Below are 12,754 nucleotides of genomic sequence, written 5' to 3' on the forward strand. Positions count from 1 at the left end.
TACACTGAATTACTCGCCGGACTTTAAGGTCGTCAGCAAATTCTGCATGGCCATGGCGCGGTGGCTGATCTGATTTTTTTCCTCGGATGTCAGCTCGGCCATCATTTTCTTTTGCTGCGGCAGATAAAAAACCGGGTCGTAGCCGAAGCCATTGGTGCCTTTTGGTTCGCGGGCGATCACACCCTCGCAGGAGCCCGCTGCCACTACCGGCTCCCGTCCCGGCTCCACGAGGGCGAGTACGCAGCGAAATCTCGCCGTCCTCTGCTCGTCCGGCACGTCAGCCAGCTCGCCCAGCAGTTTTCGCCAGTTGGCTTCATCAGACGCATTCTCGCCGGAGTACCGGGCGGAGTAGACGCCGGGACGGCCGCCCAGCGCATCTACCTCCAGACCGGAATCGTCACCGACTGCCGGCATGTTCAAGTATGTAGAAATGGTTACAGCTTTTTTCAGTGCGTTGGCTTCAAACGTATCGCCGTCCTCCACCACTTCCGGAACGCCTTCGAACGCATCCAGGCTGATTCCTTCCCATCCCAATTCTGCAAAGAGCTTGTTAAACTCCTTCACTTTTCCTTTGTTCCGCGTAGCGAGTACGACTTTTTTCGGTTCAGACATGATTTTCCTCCGCCTCTTTCTCCTGATCGCCTTCGCCTTTGTTCTCAAAAGAGAGCGTCAGCTCGGACAAGGCCTCCCTTTGAGCGGCAAATAGCTGGTCAATGCCCTTTTTCGCCAGTGCAAGCAGCTCCTGCAGCTGTTCTACGGAAAAAGGAGCCTCTTCCCCGGTGCCTTGCAGCTCGACGAATTTTCCTTCCCCGGTCATCACGATGTTCATATCGACCGTCGCTGTCGAGTCTTCCTTGTAGTTCAGATCAAGCAAGACTTCCCCGTCGATAATTCCGACAGATGTCGCTGCGAGAAAATCAGTCAGCGGGTACTGTTTCCACGTACCGTTTTCGACGAGCTTTGACATTGCTTCTACCATCGCCACGTAGGCTCCGGTAATCGACGCTGTCCGGGTGCCTCCGTCCGCCTGGATTACGTCGCAGTCCAGCCAGATCGTACGTTCACCCATCGCTTCCAGTTGAACGACAGACCGCAGTGCCCGACCGATCAGACGCTGGATTTCCATGGTTCGCCCTGCCACTTTCCCTTTGGAAGACTCTCGGGCATTGCGTGATTCCGTAGCCCGGGGGAGCATGGCGTATTCGGCTGTAATCCATCCTTTGCCGCCACCGCGCATGAACGGCGGAACGCGGTCCTCCAGCGTCGCCGTGCAGATTACTTTGGTGTCTCCCACCTCGATCAGGCAAGAACCTTCCGCGTGCTTGATGTAATTCCGCGTAATCTTAACAGGACGCAGTTGGTCATGGGTGCGGCCATCATTTCTCATTCCATGTTCCTCCTAGTGTACTTTCATCAACTCCGCCCATTATACCAGAGAGACAAAACCACTTGCCACTCTGCACGGGGTTTGACTTGCGCAGGTGCGTTGAAAGTTTGCCGGCCGACTTTCGGAAAAGCAAAACCACGCCGGGACCAGAGGCGTGGAATGATATCCTTCCTTAATATTGGATCGGGTTGATGTGAACGGACCGGCTGACCGGCTTGCTGAAATCAAAGCTTCCGCTCTTGAGCGGCTTGCCTTCCACCATGAGCTGAACATTTTTCGCTCCCGTACTGTCGGAAAGCGACAACACCAGCGATTCCAAAGCCTCCGGACTCGCTTCCCTGCCGTCATCGTATTTCAGGATATCATCGCTCAGATTGACAGTGACCAGCCCGTTTTCCTGGCGAACATCGAGAACGCGGGTCGTCTGCAGCAGCGAGCTGAAAAGAGGCGAGCCTTCTTTTGGTCCCTTGATCAATTCCTCTACAGCTGCTTTGGCAAGGTTCTCTGTTTCTGGCACCAGCCTCGTCACCGGTACAAAATACGTCCGTTTGTCATCGAGCTGCCCCTGAAAATAGACGGTGACCGAGGACGTTTTCCCGGGTACCGCCCCCTCTCCGAGCTCCACGTTGACTCCCTGATTGCGGTCGAGGTACGTGGTTGGCGTGTTGCTTGCCGGCATTTCCGAGAGCGGCGTGCCGTTTACCCAGATCTGTACCGATTTTACGTTGCCAAACTCAGTGAGTGCCCGCGTCACCGCATCGACAATCTTTTTTTCCTGCTTTTCGTCGTACTTCTTAAACTCCTTGGAAAAGTCGACCGTAGCCACACCTTCCTTGATGACAAGCCCCTTTACCTCTGTCCCTTTTGGCAGGACGGCCGAAAAACCGCTGGGCAGCATGCTCTCTACCGGACCGCCTTTCACCATGTAGGTCAGTACCTGCTTTGCCATGCCTTCCACCTTTGGCAGCGTCAACGATACAGGTACGACGTATCCATTATTATCAAGCAGATAAACGGTTCGGTCGACCGATTCCTGTGTTGCCGCCACTGTCTCTCCGGCTGCAGCGTCTGCGGGGGTTTGGGTACCTGGCGTCTCCACCGCCACTTCCGACAACGGGGGCGGGTCGATGCTGGTCGCTTCCTTTTCCGGCCCAAACAATCCGCACCCTGAAAGCAGCAGGGCGCTAACCCCGATCACGGCCGTCATTTTGCCGATGCGTCGTATTTCCATGTTATCCAGCCTCCTCCAGACACTTTGTACTAACATGTATACGAGCATGGCTTGGGTTTATGCGTTGTTTGTCCGCAAAAAGGAAGGTTCTTTCGCGTCAATCAGAGAATGACTGACGAAAAAGAACCTCCTGCGTTTATTTGCCGACTCAGGATTGATACAGCTTTTCCAGCGACCTGCTTTCAACCTGTACCGGAAAGCCCAGCCATTCTTCCGCTATTCGCTGGAAGGAAAGCGCATTTCCGCTCGTGTAAAAGCAGTGTCTGGGAGGATCTGCAGGTCGCTCTTTTCCCCGCGCCAAACCGTTCGTGACGTCTCCCAGCAACCGGCTTACCTCGCGTGCCGTTTCCTCCGCCGAGCTGATGAGGGCAACCCCCGATCCGACGGCTTTCTGAATCAATGGCGCAAGCAGCGGATAGTGCGTGCACCCGAGAATCAAGGTGTCCAGTTCGAGACCCTGCAACGGCTCAAGGGTCCGCTCCACCTCTTTTTGCGCTTCCTCTGAATGCTGACAATGCGTCTCCACCAGAGGCACGAAGGCAGGACAAGCAAGTCCGACTACACATGAATCGGGTCTCAACTGCTTGACGGCCTGCTCATATGCTTTGGTGCGGATCGTGGTTTCTGTTCCGATCACCCCAATCCGGTTTGTTTTCGTTACGCTGATCGCTGCCCTTGCCCCCGGCTCGATTACCCCAATGACCGGCAACGGAAGCCTTCTCCTCGCTTCTTCCAGCACCACCGCTGTCGCTGTGTTACAGGCAATGACGAGCGCCTTGATCGGAAACTTCGAGACAAACTCAATCATCTGAAAACTGTAGGCACGTATTTCTTCCGGCGTCCTGGACCCATAAGGACAGCGGGCATTATCGCCGAAATAGAGAATGGATTCACCGGGCAACTGCCGCATGACTTCTTTGGCAACAGTCAGCCCCCCCACTCCGGAATCAATGATTGCAATGGATTCATGGTCGCTCATCGGTGTGTCTCCCCTGTTGTGTTGTCCATACCTAATAGCATACCACTTCCTTTTATTTTCGCTACTACCATATGCGCTGGATATTTACCATGTACTCCGCGAATGCCGCACATCCGCTGGGCTTCTGTCATACCTTGTAGATGAGATTGCAAGCGAGGAGGAAAACCATTGCAGGAGCATACCCGACACCTGTCCAACTGGAGCCAGTGGGGCATTCAATGGATTGAGCATCTCCGCCGCCAGCATCGCTTCAATCGCGAACTGGAAAGGCATATGCACAAATTTGAAGAAGCCTTTAGCCAAATAGGCCGCAGGGCGAATTCACTTAAAAATGAAGAATCCGCAACAGCCATTCCTGCGCTGATGCAACAGGCAGAAGCTGTACAGCAGCAATTCCACCAGTTCCTGCGTCTGATCCAGGACCGCGAAAAACAGGAGCCCGAAGTCAGCCAGTCGGTGTACCCGCCTGCTCGCCAACCGGCACCGGTACCCATCGCTCGGCCTGTACCTATAGGCAAGCATACATTGCCCCCGATTCCCTATGCCTACGATGCACTGGAGCCGTATATCGATGCCGAGACGATGCGCATCCATCACGACAAGCTGCATCGCAAGTACGTAGAGGATCTCAACAAGGCGGAGAGTAAGCTTGCGGAAGCTCGCGCCAGAAACGACTTTGAGCTCGTCCGCCACTGGGAACGGGAGCTGGCCTTCAACGGAGCCGGACATTACCTCCATACGATTTTTTGGAACGTAATGAGTCCGGAGGGCGGCGGCGAGCCGACAGGAGATCTTGCGCGACAGCTCGCCCGCGATTTTGGCTCATTCGCCGCATTTCAAGCCCATTTCTCCCAGGCCGCCGAAAAAGTGGAGGGGCCGGGCTGGGCTATTCTCGTCTGGTCCCCGCGTGCACAGCACCTGGAGATTTTGCAGGCCGAAAAGCACCAGAATCTGTCGCAGTGGGATGTCATCCCGCTGCTCGTCCTCGATGTCTGGGAGCATTCCTATTTCTTGCGGTACAAGAACGACCGGGCCCACTACGTGGAAAACTGGTGGAAGCTGGTCAACTGGCCCTATGTAGAGGAGCGCTTTGGGCAAGCGAGAAACCTGCGCTGGCAGCCATTTTGACGAAGGAAACCTGTCGAAACCAAAGCCTATCCAAAAACTGCTTCATCAAAATATCCCCGGCCAAACAAGCGGCACGGGGATATTTGTTTGGCCCTCCACACTCGCCGCCTATCATATTGATGAAAGGCTTTTACAAGTTTCCTAAGCTTCCAAAGGTTTAGACACAAGAGAGCGGAAAAATACGTTATCATAGGATTATGGAAAAATGAATCCGTTCAACCTCACTGTACAAAGGACGTGGATCACACCATGGGCAAACGGCTTACATACCTGCTCCCCGCGGCGCTGCTGCTCGCACTCGCCGCAGGCTTCCTCTTCTCTTCGCAGACGCTCCTGGGGCTGATCAACCAAAGCTTTCTGGCGGGACTGTTCTTCTTGCTTCTCGGCAGCATCTCTCTGGTGCTTCGCTCCGGCTTTTTCACTGTCTTCCTCCAAGGCTTCAAGCAAGTAAAGCTGCTTTTTTTCAAGCGGCCCAGAATCATGGAAAGTGATTGGTTTCAGGAAAAAGACCCGGTATTGCAAAAAAAGACAGAGACGCTGATCCGAATCTGCACGTCTCTGTCATTATGGGCGGGGGCTGCCCTGCTGATGTTTTCGGTTGTGCTGACTTGCTTCTATCTCTATCAGTCGTAAAGGTGGCAGGCTACCCAGTGGCCTGCCTCCGCTTCTTTCCAGACAGGCTCTTCCAGCGCGCAGCGCTCGGTCGCCTTCGGACAGCGGGTACGGAAACCGCAGCCGCTCGGGCGGTTGGCCGGACTTGGCAGGTCTCCCTGCAAAATAATTCTCTCCCGCTTGACGGTCGGGTCTGGCACCGGCACCGAGGAGAGCAGCGCCTGCGTATACGGATGCAGCGGCAGCTTGTACAATTCGTTGCTGGTTGCAAGCTCTACCATTTTCCCCAAATACATGACGCCGATGCGCGTCGAGATATGCTTCACCATCGACAGATCATGGGCAATGAACAGATAAGTAAGCCCGCGCTCCGCCTGCAAATCCTCCAGCAGATTGACCACCTGCGCCTGAATCGAAACGTCCAGGGCGGAAATCGGCTCGTCCGCAATGATAAATTCAGGCTCCACCGCAAGCGCCCTGGCGATGCCGATCCGCTGCCGCTGACCGCCGCTGAATTCATGCGGAAAACGGGAAGCGTGTTCCTTTCTCAGGCCGACGAGCTGCAGCAGCTCGGTAACGCGCTCCCGGCGCATTCCCCTGGCGAGGCCGTGGATGTCCAGTCCCTCTGCAATAATGTCCTCCACCGTCATCCGCGGATTCAGACTCGCCTGCGGGTCCTGGAAGATCATCTGTACATCCCGGTTGAACTGGCCCGCTTCCTTCCCTTTCAGGCGATGGACGTTCTTTCCTTTGTACAGCACTTCTCCGTCCGTATTTTCGTAAAGACGGATGATCGTCCGCCCCAGCGTAGACTTTCCGCAGCCGCTCTCTCCCACCAGGCCGAGCGTCTCGCCCTGCCTGATGGAAAATGTCACGCCGTCGACCGCCTTCAAAAGCTGGCCGTTTCCGATATGAAAGTGCTTCTTCAGGTTGTTTACTTCTACCAAGTTGTCTTTCATTCTCCCTGCCTCCCTGCTGCAACCAATTCCTCGATACGCGGCGCACGCGGATCATGCAACCAGCAGGCTGCCTGATGTCCCGGCTCGAACGTGCTGATCTCGGGCATTTGCTGATTGCAGATTTCCATGGCGTAATCGCAGCGGGCTGCAAAAGGACAGCCCTTCGGCGGGTTGAACAAGTCCGGCGGCGTTCCGTCGATCGGGACAAGCCGCTGCTTTTCCTCTCCGTCAATTCGCGGCAGAGAACGCATCAGACCCCATGTATACGGGTGGCGCGGCGCGGCAAACACGTCTTCAACCGTTCCCGTCTCCACCACGATCCCCGCGTACATGACAACCATGCGGTGGGCGATTTCAGACACGACGCCGAGATCATGGGTAATGATGACGACAGAGAGCTCCTGCTCCTCCTGCAGACGCCGCAGCAGGTCGAGGATTTGTGCTTGAATCGTCACGTCCAGCGCTGTCGTCGGCTCGTCTGCGATGACAAGCTGGGGCTGGCACGCCAGTGCGATCGCGATGACGACACGCTGGCGCATCCCGCCGCTGAATTGGTGCGGATACTGGTCGACCCGTTTTTCCGGATCGGGAATCCCGACGAGACGCAGCATCTCAATCGCGCGTTTTTGCGCTTCCTCGCGGGTTACCTGATGGTTGCGGATAAATCCTTCGACGATTTGCGTTCCGACCTTCATCGTCGGATTGAGCGCAGTCATCGGGTCCTGGAACACCATCCCGATCTTGGAGCCGCGGATTTGCATCCACTCTTTTTTCGTCAGATGGGTGATGTCGCTTCCTTCAAAGACGATCTTTCCGTCCACGATCCGGCCCGGAGGATTGGGAATCAAGCCCATGATCGCCTGGGCGGTTACGCTTTTTCCGCAGCCGCTCTCGCCGACGATCGCCAGCGTCTCCCCTTTGTCCACATGGAAGGATACGCCACGAACAGCTTGTACTTCGCCGCCGTATGTCTTAAAGTTCACTTTCAGGTTGTCAATCGTTAGCAGATGTTTTTCCATCGCGGTTCCTCCCTCCAGTCCTACTCGCGCAGACGCGGATCAAGTGCATCCTGCAAGCCGTCTCCAAATACGTTAAACGCAAACATCGTCAGTGAAATCATCAGGCCAGGGAAGAAAAGCCGCCACCAGTCGCCTGTCAAAATAACCCCCATCGCATCGTTGGTCATGGTTCCCCAGCTTGCGTCCGGCGCTTGCACGCCCAGGCCCAGGAAGCTGAGGAATGATTCCGCGAAAATCGCAGACGGAATCGTAAAGGTCAGGTTGACGATGATGACACCGATCGTATTGGGAATCAGATGTTTAAACAAAATTCGGGAAAACTTGGCTCCCAGCACTTGAGAGGCAAGGATGAACTCCTGGTTCTTCAACTGGAGGATTTGACCGCGCACAAGCCGCGCCATCCCTGTCCAGCCGGTAGCCGAGAGCGCGATGATAATAGTGAGCATCCCCGGTTCCATCACGACCATCAGCAAAATGACGACGAGCAGATACGGCAACCCGTACAGTACCTCGATCACACGCATGATGATGGTGTCGATCCGCTCACCCCGCTTTCCTCTGCCGGCCATGTAACCGGCAATACCGCCGACGGTCACGCCGATAATCAAATCGATCAGAGCGGCAACTACGCCAATCGTGAGGGAGATGCGGGCTCCGGCCCAGGTACGGGCGAACATGTCCCGGCCGAGATCATCCGTTCCGAACCAGTGCTCTGCCGACACCGGCTTGTTTTTCGTGAGCAGGCTTTGATCCGATGCGCTGTAAGGCACCAGATGGGGACCGATGATTGCCATCACCACGAGCAGCAGGATGATCGCAAGACCGAGCATGGCCAGTTTGTTTTTTACGAGTTTGCGCACCACTTGCTGAACATTTGTCAGACTGGGGCGCATGGATATGTCATGGGCTTCCGACTGCTTGGAAAGCGGTCGGAACAGCGGATCGATACGTTGTTCCATCGCCACTGGTTATCCCTCCTTGTTCGTCAGCTTAATTCTCGGGTCAATCAGGGTGTACGCCAAGTCGATCAGGAAGATCGTTACGATCAGGATGGAGCTGTAGAAAATCGTCGTTCCCAAAATTACCGGGTAGTCGCGGTTAAAGATTCCATCCACAAAGTATTTCCCGATGCCCGGAACGGCGAAGATTTTCTCCACCACGAACGTTCCCGTAATCAACGAAGCGATAAGCGGTCCCAAGAAGGTGACGACCGGCAGGATCGCGTTGCGAATGCCGTGCTTGACCACAAGCGCAAAGGTAGGAACACCTTTGGCTTCTGCGGTGCGAATGTAGTTCTGGTTCATCACTTCGATCATGCTGGCCCGCATGTAACGGGTGATGATCGCCAGCGGCCCGAAAGCCAAGGCGAGCGACGGCAGAACCGTATGCATCCAGGTGCCCCACGTTGCGACCGGAAAGATCGGAAACTTGATCGCAAAAAAGTTGATCAGGAGCGGCGCCATGATAAAGCTCGGAATGGCAATGCCTAGGACGGCTATCGCCATCGCAGCGTAATCAAGCCATTTGTTTCGGTTCAGCGCTGCGATGATTCCAAAGGTGATCCCGAAAAATATTGCAATGACAATCGCTTGCGCCCCCAAGGTAGCGGAAGCGGAAAATCCGTCGGCGATCATATCGTTTACGCCGCGCGTGTCTGACTTGATCGATGGACCGAGGTCAAGCATGACGAGGTTTTTCAAATAGAGCACATACTGTACGGGCAACGGCTCATCGAGGTTGTATTTGGCGCGCAGGTTGGCCAAAATTTGTTCCGGGAGCTGATCCGATTCGGAAGCAAACGGATCACCAGGTATGGCATGCATCAAAGAAAACGTCAGCGTCACGATGATCCACAGTGTGAGCAGCATCATCAGAACGCGTTTTACGAGGTAATGGGACATGGCTCAACCTCCATGATGTTATTTCGCCAGTTCGTACATGGCTTCCGCGTAGATAGCCATCGCCCTGAGCAAGTCGTCAATCTCTGCGTACTCATCGGTGAGATGAGCCATCGATTTCTTTCCGGGGAAGAGAGGGCCGAATGCGACTCCTGCTTTCAGCGATTTGGCATAGGTTGCACCGCCGGACGAAAGCAGTGTCGCTTCCTCTCCCGTATGATTGGTGTAGACGCGGGAGAGTGTTTGGATGACCGGATGATCCTTCGGTACGTAATGGGAGCGCGACGTCCTCAGGCTGGCTATCGTGACGTCCAGCTGCGGGGCCCGTTCCTTCAGTTTTTCAACGTACTCTTCCGGATTAATCGTCGCAGGGTAGCGAATATTCAGTCTGACAGAGCCGCCTTCGTTGCGGTCATAGGTCAGGATGCCGGCATTGACGGTCAAGCGCCCTGTAGCTTCGTCGGCGCAGGCAAGACCGAGCTTTTCTCCGTAGTAGTCCTCATGCAAAACATCGGACAACAGATTCAGGAAAGTTCGATCAGATCCGGCGAACGGCAGGCGATTGAGGAAGCTTGCCATAATTGTCCCCGCATTTTTTCCCTTGAACGGCTCCATGCCGTGGGCAGGCAAGCCTTTGGCAAAAAAGCGAAGTGAACCGTCGCCGCCCGGAATCACCTCTCCTGTGGCTCCATGTGCGAAAAGATGCTTTTGAAAGCTCTCTTGCAGATCCCGAATGGCTTGTTCGTTATCCGCGGCGGCCGGCAGAGAAACGATGGCAACCGCTTTTTCCGGTACGCTGTTCCCCTGGTCGCCAGAAGCAAACGAGAGCAAATTCCAAGACGACGAGTCATTAGACGCAATGCGCGGCGCAATCGCCAGCGTCGGATTGATCTGTCCCTTTTCCGCGTGAATCATAGGGAAGGATGCATCCGGGGAAAAGCCTACCTCCGGCAGCTTTTCTACCTTGGTGTAATGCTGCATGCAGAGCCAGCCACTCTCTTCATCCGTGCCGATAATGAGGCGAATCCGTTTGGATATCGGGAGCCCGGAGTCCTTCAACAGCTTCAGGGCAAAATACGCAGCCAATGCGGGCCCTTTGTCATCAATTGCCCCCCGGGCGTAAATTTTGCCGTCCCGAATGTCGGGCTCAAACGGCGGCGTCGTCCATCCTTCGCCAACCGTTACAACGTCGACGTGCACGAGAACGCCGATTTCCTCTTCGCCCTCGCCGTACTCCACATATCCGGCGTAGCCATCCAGATTTTTTGTGGCAAAACCGTCCGCTTCGCCCAGCTTGAGCAAGTATTCAAGCGCCTGAGCGACACCCTCGCCGAACGGCTTGCCCTCAGATGCGGTCGTCAAATCCTCAATGCTGTTGATTGACAAAAACGGAATCAGCTTGTCCAGATAACTCTCTTTCTGCGCTACAGCCGCTTCTTTCCAGTTTCCGCTCATCTCGATTCCTCCCTATCCGGTAGCTTTACTTGCAAAAGGCGAGAAACGCTTCTCCCTTTGATGAGATACTGCTGCCCTGCCGGCCCTTGCCGACACGGATCAATTCATCCTGCTGAAGCATTTTCAGACGGTAGCGCAGCTGCTGCGTGGTCAAGTCGATTCCTCGCTCGCGCAGCTGCTCCTGAAGTGCGTATCTCCCGCCTCCTGCCGTGGACAGCTCTTGAAGAATGGCGGTCATTTCGAGCAGAAACCCGCGCTTTTCGTACGCCTGATAGACTTCTTCACATTCATGCTGCAAGCCATCTGCTTCCAACGGGACAACGGCTGCAGTCTGCAAAAAGGGCAGATGATACGCGTAAACCTCTTCCTCCACCACGTGTGCCAAATACTCCACGACATTTTCCAGCTCGCGGATATTTCCCGGCCAGTCGTACGCCTGCATGGCGTTCAAAGCTTCGCGCGACAGGGTAAAAGGAGGGCGTCTCAAATCTACACAATAACGACGGATAAATGCGTCTACCAACCACGGAATATCTTCCGCCCGTTTTCGCAGCGGCGGCAAATGAATCGGCAAAATATTGAGCCGGTAATACAAGTCGGCCCGAAACCTTCCCTCTTTGACCATTTGCTGCAAATCCTGATTTGTGGCGGCGATGACCCGGATGTCGATCGGGATTACCTTGTTGCCCCCTACGCGCATGATCTGCCGCTCTTGCAGCACCCGCAGCAGCCGATTTTGGATCGCTCCGCTTGCGTCCCCGATTTCATCGAGAAAAATCGTCCCTTTGTGCGCCAATTCAAACCAGCCGATGTGTCCGCCCTTTCTCGCCCCGGTAAAAGCTCCCTCCTCGTAGCCGAAGAGCTCGCTTTCCAGAAGCGATTCGGAAATCGCGGCAAAGTTTACGCCGACGAACGGCTCCCGTTTTCGCGGGGAGGCATTGTGAATGGCTTGTGCCAGCAATTCCTTGCCTGTTCCCGTTTCGCCGAGCAGCAGCACGGTGGAATTGCTTCTGGCAATTTTTTTGGCGATCTGGATGACCTGTTGAAAGGACTGGCTTTTGCCGTAAATTTCGTCAAAGCTGTACTTGGCGATCAAGCCTTTGCTGTACAAGCGCAACCGGTAGTCGTGCTCCATCTTTTCGATCTCCGCTGCCTTCCGAAACAACAGCAGACTCCCCAGATAGCGTCCTTCCATGACGATGTGCATTTTTCGGAAAAAGTAAGTCCGGCCTGCCCAGTCCACGAGCACTTCTTCATTTTCGTCGCAGTCGCGAACCGTCTCCATAAAGTCTTCCGGCAGACAAACGGCCGCTTTCTCCCCTTGGACACCCGGTCCGTGCAAATGAAGCGTATCGATGGCTTTCTGATTGATAAACCGGATGACTTCTTGCTCGTCCAAAGCGATGACTGCGTCTTCAATCCGGTTGACAATACCCTCCAGATACATTTGCAGCAGGCGGGCATGAAGAATTTCATTGTTCAACTGCTTCGTGATGTAAATGAGCGACTGCATGGTGCGGGCTGTTACCTTTTGGAAATTCCCGTTGTCAAAATGGGCGTAAATCTCCAACCACGTAGACAAGTCGATGACCCGAAAGCCGATGTCGACGACCTTGCGAATCGTCGGAGGAACATGCTCGGCCTCGCCCGGCGTTACGGCGATGTCAATGTCCAGCGGATAATCAGATCCGGGGTAATACGGATACAGCTCAAAGTCCATCCCCGATGCGATCAAAAGCCTCATCGTTTCATCCACCGTCTCGGCCGTATCGCTGACGAGCAGTACCTTCACACCTCTTGGTATCTCCAGCATTTCCCGCAGGTTGTGATAGGGCAGCATCCGCTTTGCCACGATCGCCCTGGAGTCTTGCGGCAAATACGGCTCCACCTGTTCGTAGATGCTTTTCGTGGAGAGTACAACCAGTGAACCTTCGGCAATCGGCCGGTAAGGCAGCTGGTCGACCCGCCGACCTTCGATATGAAAGTCTTGCGAGATGCCCAATTCATGGCATTGACTAACCACGGATTGTAAAAATTCGTCCATCTTCGCAACAAAGGTTACAGTCTTTTTTTCCATGAGTACCCG

General features: G+C 54.8%; 12 protein-coding genes. 2 read left to right on the forward strand and 10 right to left on the reverse strand.

Going from position 1 to position 12,754, the window contains the following annotated elements; genetic code table 11:
- Positions 1–9: 9 nt before the first annotated feature.
- The 4 genes from V5G20_RS19555 to racE form a co-directional block, all read right to left on the reverse strand.
- Entirely contained in the window at positions 10–612 is a 603-nt protein-coding gene (locus V5G20_RS19555) for an XTP/dITP diphosphatase (RefSeq protein WP_024984471.1), read from the reverse strand.
- A complete protein-coding gene (gene rph, locus V5G20_RS19560) occupies positions 605–1,387 on the reverse strand; it encodes a ribonuclease PH (RefSeq protein ID WP_024984470.1) in 783 nt (260 codons plus the stop codon). The genes V5G20_RS19555 and rph overlap by 8 nt, the downstream gene beginning before the upstream one ends.
- Positions 1,388–1,559: 172 nt before the next feature.
- Positions 1,560–2,618 (reverse strand): GerMN domain-containing protein, encoded by a 1,059-nt coding sequence (locus tag V5G20_RS19565; protein ID WP_003387674.1) that lies wholly within the window; start codon positions 2,616–2,618, stop codon positions 1,560–1,562.
- Between the two features lie 148 nt (positions 2,619–2,766).
- Positions 2,767–3,597: a glutamate racemase gene (gene racE / locus V5G20_RS19570; RefSeq protein ID WP_338461855.1), complete on the reverse strand. Its 831-nt coding sequence runs from the start codon at positions 3,595–3,597 to the stop codon at positions 2,767–2,769.
- 168 nt (positions 3,598–3,765) lie between these two features.
- On the opposite strand from racE, the gene V5G20_RS19575 reads away from it, so the two are divergent.
- The gene (locus V5G20_RS19575; protein WP_024984468.1) at positions 3,766–4,725 is read left to right on the forward strand and encodes a superoxide dismutase; all 960 of its coding nucleotides are present in this window, start codon (positions 3,766–3,768) and stop codon (positions 4,723–4,725) included.
- A 249-nt stretch (positions 4,726–4,974) separates the two neighbouring features.
- The gene (locus V5G20_RS19580) at positions 4,975–5,358 is read left to right on the forward strand and encodes a DUF3899 domain-containing protein (protein ID WP_003387677.1); all 384 of its coding nucleotides are present in this window, start codon (positions 4,975–4,977) and stop codon (positions 5,356–5,358) included.
- Here the strand turns inward: V5G20_RS19580 and V5G20_RS19585 are convergent.
- Genes V5G20_RS19585 through V5G20_RS19610 form a run of 6 tightly spaced genes read right to left on the reverse strand, consistent with a single transcriptional unit; the run spans position 5,349 to position 12,745 of the window.
- Positions 5,349–6,296 carry an ABC transporter ATP-binding protein gene (locus V5G20_RS19585; RefSeq protein WP_031932345.1) on the reverse strand — a complete coding sequence of 316 codons (948 nt, stop codon included), beginning with the start codon at positions 6,294–6,296 and terminating at the stop codon, positions 5,349–5,351. The genes V5G20_RS19580 and V5G20_RS19585 overlap by 10 nt on opposite strands.
- A complete protein-coding gene (locus V5G20_RS19590) occupies positions 6,293–7,315 on the reverse strand; it encodes an ABC transporter ATP-binding protein (protein WP_003387681.1) in 1,023 nt (340 codons plus the stop codon). Before V5G20_RS19590 ends, V5G20_RS19585 begins: the two co-directional genes overlap by 4 nt.
- 20 nt (positions 7,316–7,335) lie before the next feature.
- A complete protein-coding gene (locus tag V5G20_RS19595) occupies positions 7,336–8,274 on the reverse strand; it encodes an ABC transporter permease (protein ID WP_170208325.1) in 939 nt (312 codons plus the stop codon).
- A gap of 9 nt (positions 8,275–8,283) precedes the next feature.
- The gene (locus V5G20_RS19600; RefSeq protein ID WP_024984465.1) at positions 8,284–9,216 is read right to left on the reverse strand and encodes an ABC transporter permease; all 933 of its coding nucleotides are present in this window, start codon (positions 9,214–9,216) and stop codon (positions 8,284–8,286) included.
- An 18-nt stretch (positions 9,217–9,234) separates the two neighbouring features.
- Positions 9,235–10,668 carry a dipeptidase PepV gene (pepV, locus tag V5G20_RS19605; RefSeq protein WP_024984464.1) on the reverse strand — a complete coding sequence of 478 codons (1,434 nt, stop codon included), beginning with the start codon at positions 10,666–10,668 and terminating at the stop codon, positions 9,235–9,237.
- 25 nt (positions 10,669–10,693) lie between these two features.
- On the reverse strand, positions 10,694–12,745 hold the full coding sequence (locus V5G20_RS19610) for a sigma-54 interaction domain-containing protein (RefSeq protein ID WP_031932342.1): 2,052 nt from the start codon (positions 12,743–12,745) through the stop codon (positions 10,694–10,696).
- Between the last annotated feature and the right edge of the window lie 9 nt (positions 12,746–12,754).

Source organism: Brevibacillus borstelensis (assembly GCF_036700025.1).
Taxonomy (GTDB): domain Bacteria; phylum Bacillota; class Bacilli; order Brevibacillales; family Brevibacillaceae; genus Brevibacillus; species Brevibacillus borstelensis.